This is a genomic window from Ruminococcus sp. OA3 (assembly GCF_022440845.1).
Classification (GTDB): domain Bacteria; phylum Bacillota; class Clostridia; order Lachnospirales; family Lachnospiraceae; genus Ruminococcus_G.
On the sequence record NZ_JAKNTO010000001.1, the window covers coordinates 2,107,786 to 2,131,921 of the forward strand.

19 protein-coding genes are annotated in these 24,136 nt (G+C 48.0%); 16 read left to right on the plus strand and 3 right to left on the minus strand.

Annotated features, from left to right (window positions below; all coding sequences use genetic code 11):
* Positions 1–5 precede the first annotated feature (5 nt).
* The 3 genes from phnW to MCG98_RS09565 all read left to right on the plus strand — a co-directional run bounded on the left by phnW (position 6) and on the right by MCG98_RS09565 (position 2,313).
* Complete coding sequence (gene phnW / locus MCG98_RS09555) at positions 6–1,109, plus strand: 2-aminoethylphosphonate--pyruvate transaminase (RefSeq protein ID WP_240301768.1); 1,104 nt, start codon at positions 6–8, stop codon at positions 1,107–1,109.
* Positions 1,099–1,869, plus strand: a complete 771-nt coding sequence (phnX, locus tag MCG98_RS09560; protein ID WP_240301769.1) for a phosphonoacetaldehyde hydrolase — start codon at positions 1,099–1,101, stop codon at positions 1,867–1,869. The genes phnW and phnX overlap by 11 nt, the downstream gene beginning before the upstream one ends.
* Positions 1,870–1,950: 81 nt before the next feature.
* Entirely contained in the window at positions 1,951–2,313 is a 363-nt protein-coding gene (locus tag MCG98_RS09565; protein WP_240301770.1) for a hypothetical protein, read from the plus strand.
* A gap of 282 nt (positions 2,314–2,595) precedes the next feature.
* Here MCG98_RS09565 and MCG98_RS09570 read toward each other — a convergent pair whose 3' ends face one another.
* Positions 2,596–3,390: a 5-deoxy-glucuronate isomerase gene (locus MCG98_RS09570; RefSeq protein ID WP_240301771.1), complete on the minus strand. Its 795-nt coding sequence runs from the start codon at positions 3,388–3,390 to the stop codon at positions 2,596–2,598.
* Positions 3,391–3,487: 97 nt separating this feature from the next.
* Positions 3,488–4,015, minus strand: coding sequence for a VanZ family protein (locus MCG98_RS09575; protein WP_240301772.1), 528 nt, complete (start codon positions 4,013–4,015; stop codon positions 3,488–3,490).
* A 156-nt stretch (positions 4,016–4,171) separates the two neighbouring features.
* Between MCG98_RS09575 and thyA the strand changes: the two genes are divergently transcribed.
* From thyA to MCG98_RS09605, 6 genes are all read left to right on the plus strand, one after another.
* Positions 4,172–5,020, plus strand: coding sequence for a thymidylate synthase (gene thyA / locus MCG98_RS09580; RefSeq protein WP_240303403.1), 849 nt, complete (start codon positions 4,172–4,174; stop codon positions 5,018–5,020).
* A 24-nt stretch (positions 5,021–5,044) separates the two neighbouring features.
* Complete coding sequence (locus MCG98_RS09585; protein ID WP_240301773.1) at positions 5,045–5,545, plus strand: dihydrofolate reductase; 501 nt, start codon at positions 5,045–5,047, stop codon at positions 5,543–5,545.
* A 25-nt stretch (positions 5,546–5,570) separates the two neighbouring features.
* Entirely contained in the window at positions 5,571–6,815 is a 1,245-nt protein-coding gene (locus MCG98_RS09590; RefSeq protein WP_240301774.1) for a 5-bromo-4-chloroindolyl phosphate hydrolysis family protein, read from the plus strand.
* 14 nt (positions 6,816–6,829) lie between these two features.
* The gene (locus MCG98_RS09595) at positions 6,830–7,972 is read left to right on the plus strand and encodes a toxic anion resistance protein (RefSeq protein ID WP_240301775.1); all 1,143 of its coding nucleotides are present in this window, start codon (positions 6,830–6,832) and stop codon (positions 7,970–7,972) included.
* A 62-nt stretch (positions 7,973–8,034) separates the two neighbouring features.
* Positions 8,035–9,090 carry a flavodoxin-dependent (E)-4-hydroxy-3-methylbut-2-enyl-diphosphate synthase gene (ispG, locus tag MCG98_RS09600; RefSeq protein WP_240301776.1) on the plus strand — a complete coding sequence of 352 codons (1,056 nt, stop codon included), beginning with the start codon at positions 8,035–8,037 and terminating at the stop codon, positions 9,088–9,090.
* Position 9,091: 1 nt separating this feature from the next.
* A complete protein-coding gene (locus MCG98_RS09605) occupies positions 9,092–13,630 on the plus strand; it encodes a PolC-type DNA polymerase III (protein ID WP_240301777.1) in 4,539 nt (1,512 codons plus the stop codon).
* Between the two features lie 51 nt (positions 13,631–13,681).
* On the opposite strand, the gene MCG98_RS09610 is transcribed toward MCG98_RS09605, so the two are convergent.
* The gene (locus MCG98_RS09610; protein ID WP_240301778.1) at positions 13,682–14,779 is read right to left on the minus strand and encodes a histidinol-phosphate transaminase; all 1,098 of its coding nucleotides are present in this window, start codon (positions 14,777–14,779) and stop codon (positions 13,682–13,684) included.
* A 190-nt stretch (positions 14,780–14,969) separates the two neighbouring features.
* Between MCG98_RS09610 and MCG98_RS09615 the strand changes: the two genes are divergently transcribed.
* The 7 genes from MCG98_RS09615 (at position 14,970) to purC (ending at position 24,117) form a co-directional block, all read left to right on the plus strand.
* On the plus strand, positions 14,970–18,515 hold the full coding sequence (locus MCG98_RS09615) for a DUF5717 family protein (protein ID WP_240301779.1): 3,546 nt from the start codon (positions 14,970–14,972) through the stop codon (positions 18,513–18,515).
* A gap of 31 nt (positions 18,516–18,546) precedes the next feature.
* Complete coding sequence (locus tag MCG98_RS09620) at positions 18,547–19,794, plus strand: DUF5716 family protein (protein ID WP_240301780.1); 1,248 nt, start codon at positions 18,547–18,549, stop codon at positions 19,792–19,794.
* Positions 19,795–19,807: 13 nt separating this feature from the next.
* On the plus strand, positions 19,808–20,641 hold the full coding sequence (locus MCG98_RS09625; RefSeq protein ID WP_240301781.1) for a tetratricopeptide repeat protein: 834 nt from the start codon (positions 19,808–19,810) through the stop codon (positions 20,639–20,641).
* Between the two features lie 115 nt (positions 20,642–20,756).
* Positions 20,757–21,659 (plus strand): amino acid ABC transporter substrate-binding protein, encoded by a 903-nt coding sequence (locus MCG98_RS09630; RefSeq protein ID WP_345891639.1) that lies wholly within the window; start codon positions 20,757–20,759, stop codon positions 21,657–21,659.
* Between the two features lie 86 nt (positions 21,660–21,745).
* Entirely contained in the window at positions 21,746–22,396 is a 651-nt protein-coding gene (locus MCG98_RS09635; RefSeq protein WP_240301782.1) for an amino acid ABC transporter permease, read from the plus strand.
* Between the two features lie 12 nt (positions 22,397–22,408).
* Positions 22,409–23,170: an amino acid ABC transporter ATP-binding protein gene (locus tag MCG98_RS09640; RefSeq protein WP_240301783.1), complete on the plus strand. Its 762-nt coding sequence runs from the start codon at positions 22,409–22,411 to the stop codon at positions 23,168–23,170.
* 239 nt (positions 23,171–23,409) lie between these two features.
* Complete coding sequence (gene purC, locus MCG98_RS09645) at positions 23,410–24,117, plus strand: phosphoribosylaminoimidazolesuccinocarboxamide synthase (protein ID WP_240301784.1); 708 nt, start codon at positions 23,410–23,412, stop codon at positions 24,115–24,117.
* Positions 24,118–24,136: the final 19 nt, after the last annotated feature.

Sequence of the window (24,136 nt, forward strand, 5' to 3'; positions counted from 1 at the left end):
TGTTGATGAAAAATTACAAGTTACTAACACCGGGACCGCTGACAACAACCGGGACCGTTAAAAAAGAAATGATGTTTGATCATTGTACCTGGGATGATGACTATAAACAGATCACGCAGAAGATCAGAAGCGGACTGTTGAAGCTGGCGCACGTTTCGCCGGAAACGTATACGGCGGTGCTGATGCAGGGCAGCGGAAGCTTCGGCGTGGAATCCGTGCTGACGAGTGTCATTGGAGCAGATGAAAAACTGCTGGTGGTGGCCAACGGAGCGTACGGGGAACGTATGGCAGACATTGCCTCACACGCAGGGATCCGGCATGAGGTCTATAGGGAAGAGTATAACCGTATTCCGGATGCGGGTAAAGTCAGAAAGATCCTTGCAGATCATCCAGAGCTGACACACGTTGCCATGGTGCACAGCGAGACGACTTCCGGGATCCTGAACAATATCGAGGAGGTCGCAAAAGTCGTAAAAGAAGCGGGAAAGGTCATGATTGCAGACGCTATGAGCAGCTTCGGCGGAGTGGATATACCGGTGGAAGCATGGGGGATCGATTTTTTGATCAGCAGTGCAAATAAATGTATCCAGGGAGTACCGGGATTTTCATTTATCATAGCAAGGCTGGACCTGCTGAAAGAAAGCGCAGGAAAAGCCAGGAGTCTTTCTCTTGATCTCTATGACCAGTGGAAGACAATGGCTGTGGACGGCAAATGGAGGTTTACTTCACCGACACATACGGTGCTGGCGTTTGCAAGGGCGATGGAAGAGCTGGAGGCCGAAGGCGGTATACCGGCGAGGAACAGGCGGTATGCGGACAATAACTGGCTGCTCATTGAAAAAATGAAGGAGATGGGATTTGAACCGTATATCAGAAATCAGTATCAGGGGCCCATCATCACCACGTTCTTTTATCCAAAAGACTGTAACTTCTCCTTTTTGGAAATGTACCATTATGTAAAAGAACGGGGATACGCCATTTACCCGGGCAAGGTGACAGAGGCGGATACATTCCGCATCGGAAACATCGGTGAGATTTACAGGGCGGATATTGAAAGCCTGTGCAGTATTATAAAAGAATTTCTGGAGGAGAAAAGGAATGAACGGTAAACTGGAAGGAATTATTTTTGACTGGGCAGGAACGACGGTTGACTATGGATGCTTTGCACCTGTCCAGGCGTTCGTGGAAGTTTTCAGACATTACGGGGTGGAACCGACGATGGATGAGGTGCGCAGGCCGATGGGCATGCTGAAGATCGATCATATACGCACAATGCTCTCGATGCCCAGAATCAGGCGGGAGTGGGTACAGAAGTATGGGAGCGTTCCTGATGACGGGCATGCGCAGGCCATGTATGGAATGTTTGAGGAAAAGCTGTTTGGGATTCTGCAAGATTTTGCAGAGCCCAAGCCGGGCGTTACACAGCTGACGGAGGAACTGCGCGCACGGGGAATTGCCATCGGGTCTACAACCGGCTATACGGATGAGATGATGAAGGTGGTCGCACCGGCTGCGCAGAGCAGAGGATACGAGCCGGATGTATGGTTTACTCCGGATTCTACAGGTCAGAAAGGGCGCCCATATCCCTATATGATCTTTCGGAATATGGAGGCACTCGGCCTTACGGATGTCAGAAATGTCATAAAGGTCGGAGATACCGTATCCGACATCAAAGAGGGAAAGCATGCCGGTGTATGGACAGTTGGCGTGATCAGCGGCAGTTCCGAGATGGGACTTACGCGGCAGGAGTATGAGACATTGGATTCAGAGGAGCGCAGACAGCGTGAAGAAAAAGTCCGTGAGACATTTCTGTCGGCCGGTGCCGATCAGGTGATCCTGCATCTGGAAGAGCTCCTGGATCTGATTTAATGATGCGCAAATAGAGATTTACAAACTTCAGGAAAACAGGTATAATGATTACCATCGACTAATTACAAAGGAAGGTACATTATGCAAGGTGGTAATGAGAAATTTTCTTACATTCTGCGTACGGTGGCGGGGGCATATTTGTGTTACCTGTCTTACAGTATTCTGCGCGCTGTAATGAATGGAGAAACGGGGGGGCACAGCGTACTGGTGTCAGTTTGTGCAGTCGCTTTTATCATAATTGGAGTAATTCTGATGGTATGGGGTGTCCGCGGCATGAAGATGGTCAGTAAGCAGCAGGCCGAGGAGGCCGCCCAGGCAGAAGAAGAGCAGGGAGAAGAGACTGTGGAAGGTATTGAAGAACAGACAGCGGAAGTACCGGAAGATTCGGCAGCGGAGGTTGTAGAAGAACAGTCAGATGTGGATAAGGAAAAAACTGAACAATAAGTCTGTTTGCGGGCCGGTCATACCGGTCCGTTGCAATGAAAAGCCGCAGCGGCATAACTAAAAACAGTTATGTGCTGCGGCTGTATTATTTACATTGAATGTAGCTTCAGGACGGCGCATCTTCTTGAGCGAAAAAGCTTCAGGACGGCGCATCTTTCTTGACCGAAAAAGCCGGTCAAGAAGCATCGGATGTTCATCCGATGTGGAAATTGGTGCAGAAAGCGACTAACAAGCAAGCTTGACGCAGCTTTCTGCACCAATTTCCCCGCCGTCCTGAACTAATTACATATTGGAGCCGTCCCAGATCTCAGCGTTCGGGTCGAGCATCCATGCATGAGTTTCGTCATCGATACGGGTTTTTACCCATGGATTACCATCGATATGACGAATTCCCCAGGTATAGCACAGTGCGTATCCAGGGCATGCAACCATTGGATGCGGTTTTTCTGTGATGACAGCCAGTCCGTTGTGGCCGATCTCCACAACATCGCCGTTTACCCAGCCAGCCCCGTAGCCCTGTGGTTTGTCAAAACGGAAGAAATAAACTTCCGGTTGTGGATGCCAGTGAGGCGGATAGCTTGACCAGCGTCCAGGCAGGTTCACAACTTCGCCGAGCACCATGTTGGAGTATGGAGCGTTTTCATAGTCGAAGCAGGTTCTTACATTTCTTCTTGTTGTTCCCTGCAGTTCATCCACACCGCGTGCCCAGGTATCCGTATCTTCCGGCATGTACATTTTAGCTTCGAATGTCCGGTCATTTAAAGTTTTCTGTACATAGAATACGCTGCTGGCATGAGCAGTGATCGTACAGGTATCGCCTTTGCAAAGGTGCAGGCAGTAAGGGTTGTAATCAAATGGGTTTGGACGGTCCATCTCCACCGTCTTGCCGCCAAATTCCACTTTGGCTTTTCCCTCAAACATAATCCATGCCATTTCCTTTTCTGTTTCCTGGAATGTGTAGGTATCTCCCTCTTCCATAAGCAGGAGAGCTACATCCATCATTGCCTTGATTCCTTCGCCTTCGTCGAGACGCAGATATTCATTATAACCACGTACAGGATCTTTTGAAATATACATTATGTATACCTCCCTTTCCTTAAAATATGATTGGTACTAAATATATGTACTAGTAACATTTTGACAGAGAATAAAAGGAACGTCAAGAGTAAATCGGTCAGTGCTTCTTCTTTTTCCGGTGTTTTTTCTTTTTACCGTCACTGCTGCCCAGCAGTGCGGTGTAACAGACGATACGGACCAGTGTGATCCCGAAGAATGCGCCGACACAGTCGATGGCGACGTCCCGCTTTGACGGACCTCTGCCCTCTACCAGACTCTGGTGATACTCGTCGGTGCATGCGAAGCCGAAACAGATAAGTCCCGCCACTACAAGCAGCGGAAATCCCCGCAGTCCGTACACGTAAAGCGGAAAGGAAATCGCGACTGCCAGACAGAAATATACTGCCATGTGTGCGAGCTTCCGGACGTAAACGTGAATCTTGTCAATATAATAGTCCACACCATTGGCGGAAAGGTCCTTATCCAGAATCTTTGCTCCCACTGTTACAATCTGATAGCTGACTTTATAACTAAGCTGGCTGGACTCCTCCCCCGGCATTGCAGAAAAAGTAAAAATGATATACATCATGATAATGGCGGGGAGAAAAGAAAGGGGTTTCAATAAAAATAATATAAAACGCTTCATAAATTCAATTCCTCCAAAATTATGCCCTTCACTATAGCACGACTGCGGTCGGATGTCAAAAATCAGGCAAAAATTCATTTAGATTCCTTTTACTTGAATTCAGGCAGGGGGTATATTATAATCAAAGAAGAATGGAAACACAGAAAGGGCGGTATGATGAGTTTAGCAGATCATTTATTCACGGACATGTGTACGGATATTATAGAGAACGGCTTTAGTACGGAGGGGGAAAAAGTACGTCCCGTTTGGGAGGACGGAGCTTCGGCTTACACTGTCAAACGGTTTGGCGTGGTAAACAGGTACGATCTGTCGAAAGAGTTTCCGGCACTCACACTGCGGAAGACGGCATTGAAGAGTGCGTTTGATGAGATTCTCTGGATCTGGCAAAAAAAATCAAACAATATTAAGGAGCTGAACAGCCATATCTGGGATAGCTGGGCGGATGAACAGGGGTCCATTGGGAAGGCGTACGGATATCAGCTCGGCGTAAAACATGAATATAAAGAAGGCTGGATGGATCAGGTGGACCGCGTCCTGTTTGATCTGAAAAACAATCCTTTCAGCCGGCGTATTATGACGAACATCTATGTGCATCAGGATCTGCATGAGATGAATCTTTATCCATGCGCATATTCGATGACATTCAATGTGACGCAGGAAAAGGGAAGCAGCAGACTGACGCTGAACGCAGTTTTAAATCAACGCTCACAGGATGTTCTGACTGCCAACAACTGGAATGTATGCCAGTATTCACTTCTCATGATGATGATTGCACAGGTCTGCGGTATGAAGGTGGGAGAACTGCTGCATGTGATCGCAGATGCACATATTTATGACCGCCACATACCGCTTGTAAAAGAACTGATTGCGCGTCCGTTTTACGATGCACCGAAAGTATGGCTGAATCCTGAGGTGAAGGATTTTTATGATTTTACCGTAGATGATCTTCACGTGGAGGGTTATGAAGCGGGACCACAGATAAAGAATATTCCGATTGCGGTTTAGAAAAAGAAAGGGACGGGAAATCTTATGAATATGATATTGTCGGCGGACTTAAACTGGGGGATCGGGTGCAATAATAAACTGCTTGTTTCAATCCCCTCTGATATGAAGTTTTTTCGTGAGGAGACGACCGGAAAAGTAGTTGTGATGGGCAGAAAGACGCTGGAGAGCTTTCCGAACGGTATGCCGCTTGCAAACCGAACGAATATTGTGCTGACGCAGAATCCGGATTTTCAGGTGAAAGGAGCTGTTGTTGTCCGCAGCCGGGAAGAACTGATGGAGGAGCTCAAGAAATACCGGGATGATGAGATTTATGTGATCGGGGGAGAGAGTATCTATCGGATGATGCTTCCGTACTGCGATACCGTGCATGTGACCAAAATCAATTTTGCATATGAGGCGGACACGCATTTCCCGAATCTGGATGACATGCCGGAATGGGAAGTTACGGCTACAAGTGACGAACAGACGTATTTTGATCTGGAATTTACATTTGTAAAATACGAGCGGAAAAAGGAAACAGTCTGAAAGACAGGCGATGAGAGGCTAATACATGAAAAGCAATGAATGGTATGAACTGGGGGAGCAGATCCGTGATATGGTACAGTCTGCTGTGGATTCCAAGGACTTCAGCCAACTGAATAAGACAGTCAGCAGCACGATCAATAAAGCGGTGGATTCCGCGGTTGACGGTGTCAGACAGGGGATGAAGAAGGCATCGGACGCATATGAGGCGCAGAATTCCCGGAATTATGAGCGGTACCCGAATAAAGAAGTCAGGGGGAATTTCCGGAATGCGAATTACAGTACGCAGCTTGTACGCGGCGTACCTTACAATACAGCGTTGTTTACGCGCTCGCCAAAAGGCAGGATTGCAGGACCGGTCATGGCGGCGACAGGATTTTCATTTGGCGGGATCTTTATCGTGATGGCACTGGCATTCCTGGCAACGGGACTTGTCACGGGAGCTTTTGGCATCACACTTACCGGAGGGATTTTTACTGTGCTCGGGATCGCCGGCATGATCGTTGGAAGTGTCGGTGCTTCTGCGTACGGAAGAGTCCGGCGGTTTAAGAAATATATCCGCCAGCTGGGAGACCGGGGATACTGTTCGTTTCAGGAGCTGAGTTCTGCGGTTGGAAAATCAAAAGAATTTGTAAAAAAAGATGTTAAAGCAATGATTCAGAGGGGGATGTTCCTGCAGGGCCATATTGATAAACAGCAGACATGTCTGATCGTGACCCAACAGGATTATGAGCAGTATCTGTCAAGTCAGCAGGAGCTGGAGCGCCGGCAGACGGCCGCCGCAGAGCGGAAGGAGACTCCGGAAAACAGAAAGCTGTCTGAAGAATGTGATACGATCCTAGATGAGGGGCAGCGGTACATCCGACGTATTCATCAGGCAAATGATGCGATCCTGGATGATATGATGTCGGAAAAGCTGTCAAGGCTGGAGCTGATCATGACGAAAATCTTCTCACAGGTGGAGAAAGATCCTGATATCGCACCGGAGATGCATAAATTTATGAACTATTACCTTCCAACCACAACGAAGCTGATCGATGCTTATCAGGAGCTGGATGAACAGCCTGTGGAAGGGGCAAATATTGCCGGGACGAAAAAAGAAATTGAAGATACACTCGACACCATCAACGAGGCGTTTGAAAAACTGCTCGACCGTTTTTTCCAGGATACGGCCTGGGATATTTCATCGGATATCTCTGTGATGAAGTCCATGCTGGCGCAGGAAGGACTGGTTGACGAAGGACTGAAAATGCCGACTTCGACGAAAGGATAGGAAATAAAACAGCAATGAGTGACGAATTTAAAGAATTTACAACAACGCCGACACTGACTTTTGACGTGCCGGCGGATCCGCAGGAAACTGCCGTACAGGCATCGCAGGTACAGGAGGAGAAACCACTCGATGACAGTGTCCTGACCGAAGAAGAACGGAAAATGGTAGAGGAATTTTCAGAGAAGATTGACCTGAATAATTCCAATGCGATCCTCCAGTATGGAGCGGCAACTCAGAAAAAAATGGCAGACTTCTCTGAGACGGCGCTGGAAAATGTAAAAACAAAGGACCTTGGCGAAGTGGGAGACCTTCTCACCAACGTAGTGACAGAGCTTAAAAGTTTTGATGTACAGGAGGAGGAAAAAGGATTTCTCGGTCTGTTCAAAAAAACTTCCAATAAAATTTCGGCGATGAAAGTGAAGTATGACAAGGCAGAGGTCAATGTCAATAAAATCTGTCAGGTGCTGGAAGATCATCAGATTCAGCTGATGAAAGATATCGCGATTCTGGATAAAATGTACGATCTGAACCTGACATATTTTAAAGAACTTTCCATGTACATTCTTGCAGGAAAAAAGAAACTGCAGAAAGTACAGAGGGAAGAACTGCCGCTGCTGATGGCGAAGGCAAAACAGAGCGGGCTGCCGGAGGACGCACAGGCAGCGAAGGACATGGAATCCCTGTGCGGACGTTTTGAGAAGAAAATACATGACCTGGAACTGACACGTATGATCTCCATTCAGACAGCGCCCCAGATCCGGCTTGTACAGAGCAGTGACACTGTGATGGTGGAGAAGATTCAGTCGACGGTTGTGAATACGATTCCGCTGTGGAAAAGCCAGATGGTGATCGCACTCGGCGTGGCACATTCAACGCAGGCGGCGAAAGCACAGCAGGAAGTGACGAATATGACGAATGAACTTCTGAGACGGAATGCAGATACACTGAAAACGGCGACGATTGAGAGTGCAAAAGCGGCTGAGCGCGGCATTGTGGATATTGAGACCTTAAAACATACGAATGAGTCTCTGATCTCGACGCTGGATGAGGTGATGAAGATTCAGACTGAGGGAAGGGAAAAGCGCAGGGCAGCGGAAGCTGAGCTTCAGAGTATGGAAAACCAGTTGAAGAGCAAACTGCTGGAAATCAGGCAGTAGGCGACAAAAGAGGATGTTGTCAGTAAATGCGGCATCCTCTTGTTTTAGCAGGAGGGAAGAACATGTATCGGCAGAGAACCAAGATAATACAGATCGGAAACCGTTTTATCGGCGGCGGAAATACGGTCCTGATACAGTCCATGACAAATACAAAGACAGAGGATGTAAAAGCGACAGTGGAGCAGATACGGGCACTGACGGCTGCGGGCTGCGAGATCATCCGCAGTGCTGTTCCGACGATGGAGGCGGCGAAAGCCCTTGCGGAAATAAAAAAAGAAATCGAGATCCCGCTTGTGGCTGATATACATTTCGATTATAAACTGGCAATCGCGGCGATAGAAAACGGGGCTGATAAGATCCGGATCAACCCGGGGAACATCGGAGGCAGAAATAAGATCCGTGAAGTCGTCAACGCTGCCAGAGAACGCAGTATTCCCATCCGGGTCGGTGTAAACAGCGGTTCCCTGGAAAAAGAACTGGTTGATAAATATCAGGGTGTGACGGCTGAGGGTCTGGTAGAGAGTGCACTTGATAAGATTTATATGATAGAAGAACTGGGATATGACAATCTTGTAGTGAGCATTAAATCATCCGATGTGATGATGTGTGCAAGAGCACACGAACTGATTGTACAGAAGATGAGATACCCGCTGCATGTGGGGATCACCGAGGCAGGTACGCTGTTTTCAGGCAATATCAAGTCAGCAGCAGGGCTTGCGATCATTCTGTCGAAGGGAATCGGAGATACGGTCCGTGTCTCGCTTACGGGAGATCCTCTGGAGGAAATTAAATCGGCAAAATGTATCTTAAAAACACTGGGACTCAGAAAAGGCGGAATCGAAGTTGTATCGTGTCCCACCTGCGGAAGAACCCGGATTGATCTGATCGGACTTGCCAACGCCGTTGAAAGCATGGTTCAGGATATTCCGCTGGACATTAAGGTTGCAGTGATGGGATGTGTGGTGAATGGTCCTGGTGAGGCAAAAGAGGCGGATATCGGGATTGCCGGCGGAAAAGGGGAAGGTCTGCTGATCAAAAAGGGAGAAATCATCAGAAAAGTACCTGAGACAGAACTGCTGGCATGCCTGAGGGAAGAATTGGAGAATTGGAAGTCATAATATGGAAAAAAAGTTTTTTGAAGTATTTCCTAAACTGTTAATAGAGGAAGAACTGCGGGAACTCATTGAGGATGCAAAAGTGACACGGGTATCTTCAAATCCGGAGAAGACCCGTCTGCGCGTCTACCTGCGCAGTGAACAGTGGATACATAAAAAACATATCTATTTTTTGGAACAGGCCATCCGGGAGCAGTTTTTTGCGGGGCTGCCGATGGAGATAAAGATCATGGAAAAATTTGAACTGTCCCGGCAGTATACGCCGGAAAAATTCCTTGATGTCTATCGTGACAGTATCATGCTGGAATTAAAAAACTACAGTGCGCTGACGTATAACCTTTTTGTCAGCGCCAAACTTGTCTTTCCGCAGGAAGATGTGCTGGAGATCACAATGCCGGACAATGTGATCTCAAAAGAACGCGGCAAGGAGCTGATTGACATCCTGGACAAGATTTTCTGTGAACGCAGCGGACTGTGCCTTCAGATCGTACCGGAGTATGTGGAAGCCGGGGAGAGCAAAGCGCGCAGAAACAGTGAGCAGAAGATACAGGAAGAAGCCCGACACGTGCTGGAACGTTCCGCGCTGGCACATGCCAGGAAGCCTGCTCACGTGGAACCTGATCAGGAAACGGCAGCGAACGGCGCTTCCGGAAAAGAAAAATCATCCGGTGACAGCAGGAGTGCCAGACAGGAAAACGGCAGGCGGACGAAACGGGACTTCCAGAAGCGGGATTACCGACCTGGAATTAAAAAGTCAGATAATCCGGATGTATTGTACGGAAAAGATTTTGACGAAGATGCTGTCACCATTGACGGCATAGCTGGTGAGATGGGAGATGTTGTGATCCGCGGAAAGATTTTGTCGCTTGATTCCCGGGAAATTCGGAACGAGAAGACGATTCTCATGTTTAATGTTACTGATTTTACGGATACAATCACGGTTAAAATGTTTCTGCACAACGAGCAGGTGCCGGATGTGATGCAGAACATAAAGAAAGGCGCGTTTATCAAGATCAAAGGAGTTACAATCGTTGACAAATTTGACCATGAGCTGACGATCGGCTCTGTGATCGGAGTGAAAAAGATCGCAGATTTTACGTCCTCGAGAATGGACACCAGTCCGGAAAAACGGGTGGAACTGCACTGCCACACGAAAATGAGCGATATGGACGGGGTGACTGACGCCGCGGTGCTGGTCAAGCGGGCGCATGCATGGGGACATCCGGCGATTGCTATTACAGATCACGGCGTTGTGCAGGCATTTCCTGAGGCAAATCACGCCATGGAGGACATTGACAGGGCTTATCGCGATCAGTATGCGAAAGAGCACCCGGATGTATCAAAGCAGGAGCTGAAAAAGATAGCGAGCCCCTTCAAAGTGATATACGGTGTCGAGGCATATCTGGTAGATGATCTGAAGGGAATGGTCACAAATCCCAGGGGACAGAGACTGGACGGGGATTTTGTGGTATTTGACCTTGAGACCACTGGATTCAGCCCGCTTACGAATAAGATCATTGAGATTGGAGCCGTCCGCGTGGAACATGGAAAAATAACCGGACGCTTTTCAAGTTTTGTCAATCCGCAGGTGCCGATCTCGTTCCGTATTGAGAATCTGACGGGAATCAATGATAATATGGTCCTGGATGCTCCGACAATTGAAACGGTGCTTCCGGATTTCCTGGAGTTCTGCCAGGGGGCTGTCATGGTGGCTCATAATGCCGGATTTGACATGAGCTTTATTGAAAAAAACTGTGAGAATCTGGGAATCGCGCGTGAGTTCACATCGGTGGATACAGTTGGCATGGCACGCTTTCTGCTGCCCGGACTGAACCGGTTCAAGCTGGACACGGTGGCGAAGGCGCTTCATGTGCCGCTCCTGAACCATCACCGTGCCGTGGACGATGCAGCCTGCACTGCTGAGATTTTTCTGAAGTTTCTTGCGATGCTGGAGGAGAAGGAGATCGAAGATCTAAACACGCTGAACGAAAGCGGTCAGCTCTCGCCGAACACGTTAAAGAAGCTGCCGACGTACCACGCAATCGTGCTTGCGAAGAATGAGACCGGACGTGTGAACCTGTACCGGCTGATTTCTCAGTCACATCTGGAGTATTATAACAGAAGGCCGCGTCTTCCAAAAAGTCTCTATCTGAAGTACCGGGAAGGTCTGATCATCGGCTCTGCCTGTGAGGCAGGAGAGCTCTACCAGGCACTGCTCGGGGGAGCCCCGGAACATGAGATCGCACGTCTCGTGGACTTCTATGACTATCTGGAGATACAGCCGCTCGGGAATAATGCATTTATGCTCAGGGAAGACCGTGATGACATCCGCTCGGAGGAAGATCTGAAAAATATAAACCGGAAGATCGTAAAGCTGGGAGAACAGTTCAAAAAGCCTGTTGTGGCGACGTGTGATGTACATTTTATCGATCCGCAGGATGAGGTGTACCGACGAATCATCATGACGGGAAAAGGATTCTCGGATGCGGATGACCAGGCACCGCTTTATCTGCGTACAACAGAGGAAATGCTTACGGAATTCTCGTATCTTGGAGGTGATAAGGCGGAGGAAGTTGTGATCAGGAACACGCAGCTTATATGTGATATGTGCGAGAAGATCTCTCCCATACGTGCCGGGAAATTCCCGCCGATCATTGAGAAATCCGATGAGATGCTGCGGCAGATCTGTTATAACCGTGCCCATGAGATCTATGGAGAAAACCTTCCCAAGATCGTTGAGGAACGTCTGGAACGAGAATTGAACTCTATTATTTCCAACGGTTATGCCGTCATGTATATCATTGCACAGAAACTTGTCTGGAAGTCGAATGAGGACGGATACCTTGTGGGCTCCCGTGGTTCGGTTGGCTCGTCTTTTGTTGCGACGATGGCAGGGATCACGGAAGTGAATCCATTAAGTCCGCACTATTACTGTGAAAAGTGTCATTATTACGACTTTGATTCCGAAGCCGTGCGGGCCTATACCGGTATGGCCGGATGTGACATGCCGGATGCGGTATGCCCGAAATGCGGTGCACCGCTCAGAAAGGAAGGGTTTGATATACCATTTGAGACGTTTCTGGGATTCAAGGGGAACAAGGAACCGGATATCGACCTGAACTTTTCCGGAGATTATCAGGGAAAGGCACATAAGTACACGGAAGTTATCTTCGGTGCAGGACAGACGTTTCGCGCCGGGACGATCGGTACGCTGGCTGCAAAGACGGCGTTTGGGTATGTGAAAAAGTACTATGAGGAACACGGCGTTCATAAACGAAACTGTGAGATTGAACGTATCGTGGAAGGATGTACGGGGATCCGGAGAACGACAGGGCAGCATCCGGGAGGAATCATCGTTCTTCCGATCGGTGAGGATATCAATGCATTTACGCCGGTCCAGCATCCGGCGAATGATATGACGACGGACATTGTAACGACTCATTTTGACTATCACTCCATCGATGAGAATCTGCTGAAGCTCGATATACTGGGACACGATGATCCGACCATGATCCGTATGCTGGAAGACCTGACGGGACTGGATGCACAGAAGATTCCGCTGGATAATCAGGAGGTCATGAGCCTGTTCAAAGGGACACAGGAGCTCGGCATCACGCCGGAAGATATCGGCGGATGTCCGCTGGGCTGTCTGGGAATTCCGGAATTCGGAACGGAGTTCGTGATCCAGATGCTTCAGGATACGAAACCGCAGTCATTTTCCGATCTGGTTCGTATCTCGGGACTGTCACACGGCACCGACGTATGGCTGGGAAATGCGCAGACCTTGATCGAAGAGGGAAAGGCGACGATCTCGACCGCCATCTGTACGCGTGATGATATCATGACATATCTGATCCGCCAGGGAGTCGAGAGCGAACAGGCGTTTACGATCATGGAGAGCGTGCGGAAGGGAAAAGGCCTCAGGCCCGACTGGGAAGAGGATATGAAAGCACACGATGTGCCGGACTGGTATATCTGGTCGTGCAAGAAAATCAAGTATATGTTTCCGAAGGCGCATGCGGCAGCTTATGTTATGATGGCGTACCGCATCGCCTATTATAAGATCTTTCATCCGCTTGCGTATTATGCGGCATATTTCAGTATCCGCGCCTCAGCATTTTCTTATGAACTGATGTGTCTTGGAAAAGAGCGTCTGGAATATCATATGGCGGATTATAAAAAACGCAGTGATATACTGACCAATAAAGAGCAGGATACAGTCAAGGATATGAAGATTGTGCAGGAAATGTATGCACGCGGATTTGAATTCATACCGGTCGATCTGTACACGGCGCAGGCGCACCGGTTCCAGATCGTAGAAGGCAAGCTGATGCCGGCACTTGATACAATTGAAGGTCTGGGGGACAAGGCTGCGGATGCCGTGGTTTTGGCTGCACGAGACGGAAAATTCCTGTCTAAGGATGATTTCCGAAACCGGACGAAAGTGAGTAAGACGGTCATTGACCTGATGGATGATCTGAATCTGTTTGGAGATATTCCGGATTCCAATCAGATTTCTATTTTTGATTTTAAGACGGGCTGATAAAAGCTGCCGCACATTTCTCAGTCAATGAGGAATGTGCGGCAGTTTCTATTACTGCAAAATCTCACAGAACGCTTCGAGCAGACGGTCGTTCTGCTCCGGATGCATGATACAGAATCGGACGTACTTGTCATTCAGGAAGGGAAAGGTGGAGCAATCCCGTATCATCATACATTTACGGATACAGTGGTCAAAGAGCTCATCGGAGGTCACGCCATCTTTTAAAATCTGCATGAGCATGAAATTTGCTGAAGGCTGATAGACTTTTACCGTATCCCAGGAGGACAGCTCTTCAAACAGCCGTGTCCGCTCAGATGAGATCAGCTGCTGGGTCTGCAGGACATATTCGTTGTCGCAGAACATCAGCCGTCCGGCGATCTCAGCGAGTGAGTTGATCGTCCACGGGTTTTTTCGGGTGTTGATCGCTTTGCAGACATCCTGATTGCCTGTGACGGCATAGCCGAGACGCAGTCCGGGAGCTGCAAAAAATTTAGAAGTGCCGCGCAGAATGATCAGATTGTTATAGTAGTTCGTCAGCGGGACTGCGCTCACGCGAGCTTCTTTCGGTGCAAATTCCACATACGTCTCGTCCACCATCACAAAAATACCGTACTGCAGGCAGGTGTCCAGGATCAGACGCATCTCATCTCTGTTGATGGAGGTAGAGGTCGGATTGTTCGGATTGCACAGCACCAGAAGGTCAATGGAATCGTTCAGATGACGGCAGAAGTCGCCTGCGTCGAGATGGAAACTGTCACACTCTCTCAGGGGGTAGTAATTCGTTGTGCCGCCGCCGAGTGTAATCTCACGCTCATACTCTGAATAAGTAGGGCCGAGGATCATGGCTTTTTTGGGATGCTGTGTCTGGATAAACAGGGAGATCAGCTCTGTGGAACCATTGCCTACAATGATATTTTCCAGCTGGCTGTCTGCATATTCGGCAATACAGCGGCGCAGCTTTGTATATTCACGGTCCGGATAGCTGGTGATAGCGTCCAGCTGGTTGGCAAGTGTGTTCTTTAAGTGATAAGAAATCCCCAGAGGATTGACATTGGCGCTGAAGCTTATGATATCCTCTCTTTTTATATGGTAAATGGATTCGATTTTTTCCAGGTCACTTCCGTGAAAGTGGTCTTTGTGCTTTAACATATTTTTCCTTTCCGCCGGAATATCAGATTCTTTTCGGCCTTTCTTGCATCAGATTGTCTGGTAGTGTATAATTGTAAGATGCAGGTCAAAAGGTCAAAATACCTTTTGAGCCCGCCGTTTTAAACAGTTTACGTATATTTATTATAGCGTTTGCCAAAGAATAGTCAAGGAAATAGTACAGGTAGATAGAATGAAAAAAAGAGTAGAAGAGTTAGTCAGCGGAACATTTGAATATAAGGCACCGAAACTTATCCTGTCTGAAACTGCTGTCAGTCTGCAGCTGCAGGAGGGCGAAGCTTACCGCGGAGAGTTCTTTTTCGCGGCGGAGGATAACAGCAGGATCAAAGGAATGCTGACGGCCTCCAACCGCAGGGTGCTGTTATCGGAAGACAGGTTTGCAGGGGATACCATACATATCGCATATGGGATTGACACAAATGGTCTGAAAGCTGGAAATGAGGAAGCAGCCGAGATCATCATTCTGAGCAATCTGGGGGAATACCGGATCAGGATTCAGTTCGTGATACAAAAGGGGCAGGTAAAGTCCTCGCTTGGAGAGCTTCACAATCTGGATGATTTCGCAGCGCTTGCCAAAGCAGACTACCGGGAAGCATTCCGTATGTTTACAAGTGAAAAATTTTCAGACTTTCTGGGAGAGGATAGACGGGCATATATCGGGTTATACAAAGGGATGGCACATAATCCGGTGACATACCAGAACATGGAAGAATTCCTCATTGGCGCCGGTAAGAAAGAGCCTGTAGAGCTTTCACTTGATAAAGAGCGAAAAGAGGCATTCCGCCTCGGTGGTTCCATGAAAGATTCTGTCTATATTTACAGGAGCACCTGGGGATACACCCGTATGGAGGTGGAAGTTGAAGGTGACTTTCTGGAGGTTGACAAAAAGATTATCACCTCGGAAGATTTTATCGGCAGTGTCTACGGGCTGGAATATATCATCCTGAGAGACAGGCTTGGAAGCGGCAGACACAGAGGACGTATCCAGATCAAAAGTGTTTATGGGGTACTGAACTTTGAGATACTGGCATCAGCCGAACGGGATTACCAGATCAGCATGCACGCGTTTGAAAGCCGGATGAAGCGGGATCTGACTCAGGGGTATCTGAACCTAAGGACCGGAGTCTGGGACTACCGGACCTGGAAGGAAAAGGCGGTCAGCAGCCTGCAGGAGCTGAAAAACGCCGGTGATTACGATGCGATGATGCAGTTATATGAAGCGGGTATCTATCTGGAAGATGACGATATCGGACATGCACGGGCGGCGCTTAAGGTGCTGGAAGACCGGAAGTTTTCGGCTGAGGAGACACAGGAAGAAGGGATGCATCTATATCTGATGAAGAAGACAGGATTGCTCCCCGATGCACTCAGCAATATCAGTGAGCGGATACGATCATTGTACCGCAGAAACCCGGAAAGCCTGGTACTGCTCACGATCCTGCTGCATGAGGATGAAGAGATCAAAAACTCTCCGGTTAAGCAGCTGCATCTCATGGAACAGCAGTATGAACTTGGCTGCAGAAGCCCGTTTTTGTATCTGGAGGCATATGAGATCATACGAAAAGATGAGAACCAGTTTAAAAAGCTTTCTCCTTTTATGATTCAGGTGATGGCATTTGCCGGAAAACGGAAGCTTTTGACGAAAGAGCTGGGGATGCGGATCGCTTATCTGGCGCGTCATGAAAAAGAGTTCAGAAACAGTGTATACCGGCTCCTCTGTGATGCCTACGAGGTGTATCCCGGAAAGGATGCACTTGAGGCTGTCTGCAAAATGATCATGCTGGGACAGCCAGGCAGAAAAGAGTATTTCAAATGGTATGCGCTGGCAGTAGAACAGGATATCCGCATTACCAGGTTATATGAATTTTATATAGAGACGATGAGCCGTAATTATCAGGAAATGCTCCCAAAAGCTGTACGGCTGTATTTTTCATATAACAATACACTGAGCAACAGCCGGAAAGCATTTATTTATGCCAAAGTTATTCATAATAAGGAGCAGGATCCGGACACTTACCGGATGTACCGGGATGCAATGCAGAAGTTTGCGGAGCAGAGTCTTATGGACGGAAAAAACAATGAAGACTATGCGGTCCTGTATCAGGAGTTCGTCGAGGAGATCAGGGATGAAAAGCAGGGAGACGCTGCTGCGCATGTGATTTTCACGCACCGCCTTTACAGTGACGATCCGAAAGTCCGAAATGTCATCGTTTGCCACAGTGCACTGAAGCAGGAAGAGGCTTATCCATGCATCGACGGGGTGGCATACATCAATCTGTATTCGAAGGAATCCCAGATCATTTTTGAGGATTCAAAACGCAGAAGATATCTGACGACAGTTGATTATAATCTGCAGAAACTGCTTGACGGTAAAGAGCTGGCGTACCAGTGTATGACGATGAATATCGCGCATCCGGGTCTGCTGCTGTACGTGTGTGGGGATGAACCGCTTCATGCACGCGTGACGGTGAAAAACCTCGGCTGTTTTCAGCTGGCTGCTGACTCTGATGCGTTTGAGGATTCGTACCGGTGCATGATTCGGCGCAGGCTGCTGGAATACTATGATCAAAACGCAGGGGATGATACCCTGAACGAATATCTGGGCAGACTGGATTATCAGGAATTTTATAAAGTGGATTACCTGCTGCTTCAGGATGTACTGATCCGCCATGGATTTTATAAAGAAGCATTTGAGCTGATCCTCCAGTACGGTTATGAAGGGATCGATACGGCAAACCTGTTTAAACTCTGCCGGCGCATGATTCTGGATATGGAATTTACGGAGCATGAAGAACTGATCTATCTGTCCTGGTATGTGGTGGAGCAGGGAAAATACGACGAAGTTCTTCTTGGATACCTGAGAGACAATTATATGGGTCCGGCAGCGGAGATGATAAAGCTCTGGGAGAAGCTGCGCGGTTTTCAGATGGATTCTTATACGCTGGAGGAGGAAATCCTGCTCATCGCGATGTACACGCGGACCAATATTCCGAAACTGTCAAAGGTTCTGGAGAGTTATATCCGCAGTCATGGGAAAGAAGTTGTGATAGCAGCAGTGTTTACGTTCCTCTCTTATGGATATTTTCTTCAGGATTTTAGAATTGACATGTTCGTATTCAAAGGACTGGAGAGTGTCTATGAAAGAGGCTGGGAGCTGGATATCATCTGCGAGCTTGCACTGCTGAAGCGTTACCGTTTCTGTAAGAAGCTGACCGGCTATCAGCAGAAAAATGTGCGCAGTATCCTGAAGCACTGCCGGGAGAAGGACCTGCGGTTTGCCTTCCTTAAAGAACTGCCGCCAGAGCTGATCCGCGGCTATCAGCTGGAGGATAAGATCTTTGTTGAAACGCAGGTATCGCCAAGTGCACAGGTGACATTGTATTACGCACTTCAGAATGCGAATGAGGAGGAGCCTGTGTTCCACAGCGAGCCGATGAAGAACAGATTTCACGGGATTTTTTCAAGAGAATTTTTGCTGTTCTACGGGGAACGGCTGACGTATTACCTGACGGTGAACGAAGGACAGAACAGCTGGCAGACAGAACCGGTTACCGTGATGCCGGAGGCGCCCGCTACTGACGGAGCGACGAAATATGAGCGCATTAATCAGATGCTGGCAGACAAAAAGCTTGGCAAAGATCAGGATCTGGTCCGGGTGATGAAGGACTATCTCTGGATGGAACAAAAGACCGGCCAGCTGTTTACGATTATAGAATGATTCCCCGGGGAATGAGTGGAGGCATAGATATATGAACGAAGTCAGAAATATTATCGTAGGATTTGAGCTTGGAGAAACGACTTCACAGCTCTGCTATTATGACCGGAGTGAAAAGGAGCCGGTATCCCTTGCCGTGAAAGCCGGGACCAGCCAGCATACATTTCCGACGTATCTGAGCAAAAAACCGGGAGAAGAGATTTATCATTATGGGATGGAGGCAGAGTATTTTGCCTCACACCACGATGAGATCCTGATTGAAAATCTGTATGAGTGCTGCCTTTTGACACGAGAACTGGAGGTGGACGATCAGATGGTGGAACCGGCTCGCCTGCTGACGGAATTTTTCCGGCAGGCGCTTTCGATGCTGGGAATCAACAATCCCATTAAGAATATTTCCGGGATCATGGTAACTGTTCCGAGACTCAACAAAGCATTTGTCGACAACATGCGAACTGCCTTTTCCATGCTGGGCTTCCCCGCAGGGCGCTGCTTTCTGCAGGACTATGATGAGAGCTTTTACTATTATGCGATGTCGCAGAAACCAGATTTCTGGAGCCGTAAGGTAGGATTGTTTTCTTTCGACAGGGAGGAGGTTGACTTTCAGTCTCTTTCCATCGACAGACAGCCGAAGCCTGCGATGGCGTCCATACAGAGGGGAAAGCGGATCGCGCTTGATTCCGCGCCTGAACAGCGGGATATTCAATTTTATGAATTGATACAGGAATCACTGGGAAATGATATCTATTCCAGCATTTTTCTGATCGGAAACGGATTTGATAAGGAATGGGCGGTGCGGTCTGTCCCTCTGCTCTGCAAGAATCAGCGGCACGTGTTTTATGGAAATAATCTGTACAGCAAAGGCGCCTGCTATGCGGCGCTGGAGAAGGTGGAGGAACGCAGGCTCAAAGATTATCTCTATCTGGGGGATGATCTTGTATTGACAGGGATTGGAATGGAACTGCTGGTGTCCGGGGTTCAGTCTTATTATCCTCTTGTTGAACCGGGCGTTCACTGGTACGAAGCTGTGAAGGATTGTGAAATCCTTCTGGAGGATGCCAGGGAACTGATCTTTCTGGTCGGTAAGATGAAGACGAATGAGATGAAGCGTTACTGTATGAAGCTTCCGGGATTGCCGGACAGACCCAGGAAGGCTACGAGGCTGAAGCTTCATCTGGAGTATGAATCACCAAAACAGTGTACGATCCGGGTAACAGATCTGGGACTGGGCGAACTGTTTCCGGCAAGCGGGATGGAATGGAACGAAGTGGTGACAGGATAAAGGAGGCTAACAAATGGCGGGATATCGACTATGCCAGCAAAAAAGAGCAAAACATCCGTACTATATTGAAAATATCAGTACAGGCATCTTTTCCATGGAAGAGCTTTGTTTTTATATGAGTAATAATCTGTATTTGCTGGATGAGACGATTTTGAATAAAGAGCTTGGGGAATGGATCGTGAAAGAGCTGGGACTTGCCGCACTGGGGCAGCGTTTTCTTAAAATGCTTGAGGAACAGTCACCGGTCAGTGAACTGGTCATGCCCATATTCAGAGAGATCCATTACCTGTCACAGGCAGAGAGCAAAGAACTGCTTGTTCAGGTGAAAAGTATGGAGGAACAACCGCTGCTGGCGCTCGCCAAAAAAAAGGGCGATGCACTGGTCGCATACGGAAAATACGGGAATGCGATCAAAGTATACGAAAAAGTACTGGCGGGGAAACCTGACAAAGCGCTTGGGGAGCAGTTCACAGGCAGTGTATGGCATAATCTGGGCTGCGCATATGCCAGAATGTTTCAGCTGGGTGAAGCATCGGAATGTTTTGAGAAGGCTTATTCCATGATGCATACGAAAACGGTGCTGAAGAGTTATCTCAGCTGCATTTATCTTGGCGAATCCAGAGAAGCTTTTTTACAGAAAGGGGCCGCGCTCGGTGTGGACAGTACGACTTTGAAAGAGCTTGAGACGGAGATTACCGTGGAAAAGCCGAAAGAAGGGCGGAAGCAGGAAGCTTTCATGAGAGCAATGGAAAACAGGGAGGCACAGGATATGGAAACCTACCTCCGGACAATGGATGAAATACTGGAAGAAATGACGGAGGAATACCATAAAAATACAGGGTTTTAGAAACTGCCGAATCGGTTGACACAGATTGGCAGATATGCTAGTATTATGCGTATGGTTTTAGCCTAGTAGAGTGCTAGTGAGCTAATGAACGAAAAAGATCAGGAGGATTGAAAAGGTGAAAAAGAAAGTGTTATGTTTGATGCTGTCCTGCGCAATGGCTGTGACGCTGCTGGCAGGCTGCGGATCGAAGAAAGATGCGGCACAGGAGAGCCAGGAGCCGAAGACAGAGGATAAGGCGGACGGCGCTGCAGAAGACGCCGCAGAGGAACCTGCCGGGGATGCGGGGGAAGATAAGGCTGTGTCAGGTGACAAAACGACATTTACGGTAGGATTTGATGCTGAATACCCGCCGTATGGATATATGGATGAAAACGGTGAATACACAGGATTTGACCTGGAACTGGCACAGGCTGTCTGTGATCTGGAGGGCTGGGAACTTGTAAAAACACCGATTGCATGGGATTCCAAGGATATGGAACTGAATTCCGGATCCATCGACTGTATCTGGAATGGATTTACCATGAACGGACGTGTAGATGATTATACGTGGTCAGATCCATACGTAGACAACAGTCAGGTTATGGTGGTATCTGAAAGTGCAGGAATTGCAGCACTTTCTGATCTGTCAGGAAAAATTGTCGGAGTACAGGCGGCATCCGCGGCACTGACGCTTCTTCAGGATGAGGAAGGGCAGAAGGAACTGGCAGATACCTTTGGACAGCTTCAGGAATTTGCGGATTATAACAGTGCATTCGTGGAACTGCAGGCAGGTTCCATCGATGCAATCGCAATGGACATTGGAGTAGCTCAGTACCAGATCAAGTCCAGAGGCGAAGGATTCATGATCATGGATGAAAAACTGAATACCGAGCAGTATGCGATCGGATTCAAAAAGGGCAACGAAGAACTGAGAGATAAAGTGAACGCAGATCTTCAGAAACTGCTGGCGGACGGTACTTTTGATGAACTGGCAGAGAAATACGAACTGTCAGACATGGTATGCCTGCAGGCAAAATAGTCAGGAGCGTATAACCCCCGGATCTGCTGCTTTGGCGGCTGGTCACGGGGGTTCCCTGGCTTTTACTACAGGAGGAAGAGAAAAATATGGAGTTTTCAATGATGCTGCAACAGTTGGCAGGAGGAATGGTTAAATCCATCGGAATTTTCGTGCTGACGCTGTTGTTTTCGCTGCCGCTGGGGCTTTTGATCTGTTTTGGGAGGATGTCCCGCAGTAAAGTGGTCAGCACAATTTTTAAGGTATATATTTCACTCATGCGCGGAACGCCTCTGATGCTGCAGCTTCTGGTGGTTTATTTCGGACCGTTCTACCTGTTCCAGATGTCAATCGGAGGGGCGTATCGGTTTATCGCGATCATCATCGGATTTTCACTGAACTATGCTGCCTATTTTGCGGAAATTTACCGCTCAGGCATCGAATCCATGCCAAAGGGACAGTATGAGGCGGCAAAGGTGCTTGGATACAGCAAACAGCAGACGTTCGTGAAGATTATTCTTCCGCAGGTGATCAAAAGGATCCTTCCGGCAGTCACCAATGAAGTGATCACGCTGGTTAAGGATACTTCCCTTGCATTTGCACTTGCCTACATGGAGATGTTCACCATTGCCAAACAGATTGCGGCAGCGAACACAACCTTTGTCCCGTTTATCGTGGCGGCAGTTTTCTACTATGTGTTTAATCTGGTGGTAGCAGTTGTGATGGAAGGTCTTGAGAAAAAGCTGAATTATTATCACTAGGGAGGATTTTTAATGAACCTGTTGGAAATGAACCATATTAATAAAAAATTTGACAACCTTGAAGTCATCAAAGATATCTCCCTGTCTGTGAAAGAGGGGGAGATCCTTTCGATCATCGGACCTTCCGGTTCCGGAAAATCGACGTTGCTGAGATGTGCGACGATGCTCGAGGAGATCAATGGCGGGGAGATATCCTATATGGGTGAGAAAGCTGCCTGGATAGGGGACCTTGGGGAGGCATGCCACCCGAAGAAAGAGGATATGAAGCGGATTCACTCTTATTTTGGCCTTGTGTTTCAGAACTTTAATCTGTTTCCTCATTATTCTGTGATGAAAAACCTGACAGAAGCTCCGATTAACAACCAGAAACGGAATAAAGACGAGGTATATCAGGAAGCAAGAGAGCTTCTTGCGAAGATGGGACTGTCCGATAAAGAGGATGCGTATCCCTGCCAGCTATCAGGCGGGCAGTGCCAGCGCGTGGCGATCGCGAGGGCACTCGCACTGAACCCCAAAATCCTGTTTTTTGACGAGCCGACTTCTGCGCTTGACCCGGAACTGACTGGTGAGGTGCTCAAAGTCATCCGTTCACTTGCGGATCTCGACATTACGATGGTGATTGTCACGCATGAGATGGCATTTGCCAGAGACATTTCAGACCGTATCGTGTTTATGGATAAAGGAGTGATCGCACTGGAGGGAACTCCTGCTGCCGTTTTTTCATCGGAACACACAAGAATGAAAGAGTTTCTGGGGAAATTCAACCAGAGATAAGGTATTGCTTTTGGAAAACATGTAAGATATAATTAGACGTAACAGTTCAGACGGCGGAAAAATACAGAGAGAAGCAGGCGTTAAGCTTGCTTATAAGCCGGATTCTCTCTGTATTTTCACATCGGATAAACATCCGATGCTTTTTGCCCGGCATACGCATGGCAAGAAGATAGCCGTCTAAACCGATTATACAGATAACTTTGTAAAATACTATGTGGATAAGGAAAGGCGTCAGACTCATGAAAAAGTTAGAACAGTTATACGAAGGAAAAGCGAAGAAGGTTTTTGCAACGGATGTTGATGGGATCGTTATCGTGGACTATAAAGACGATGCTACAGCGTTCAATGGCGAAAAAAAAGGAACAATCGTTGGAAAAGGCGTGATCAATAACCGCATGACGAATCGTGTTTTTAAACTGATGGAGGAGGAAGGCGTTCCGACACATCTGGTTGAAGAATTAAGCGATCGTGAGACGGCAGTGAAGAAAGTTGATATTGTTCCGCTTGAGGTTATCGTGCGCAACGTGGCAGCAGGAAGCTTTTCAAAGAGAATGGGTATTGAAGAAGGCAAGGAACTGCTTTGTCCGATCATTGAATTCAGTTATAAAGATGATGATCTGGGAGACCCTTTCATCAATGATGACTATGCACTCGCACTGGGACTGGCAACACAGGAAGAGATCGATACGATCAAAGCATATACACGTAAGATCAATGAGATCATGAAAAAATATTTCCTGAATGCGGGAATGAAACTGATCGACTTTAAAATTGAATTTGGCAAGCTTCCGGACGGGACAATCATTCTGGCTGATGAGGTATCACCGGATACCTGCCGTCTGTGGGATGTCAAGACCAACGAAAAACTGGATAAAGACCGCTTCCGCAGAGATCTTGGAAATGTGGAAGAAGCATACAACGAAGTATTTAACCGTCTCGGACTTTAATCCGTGAAAGAGGCGAAAT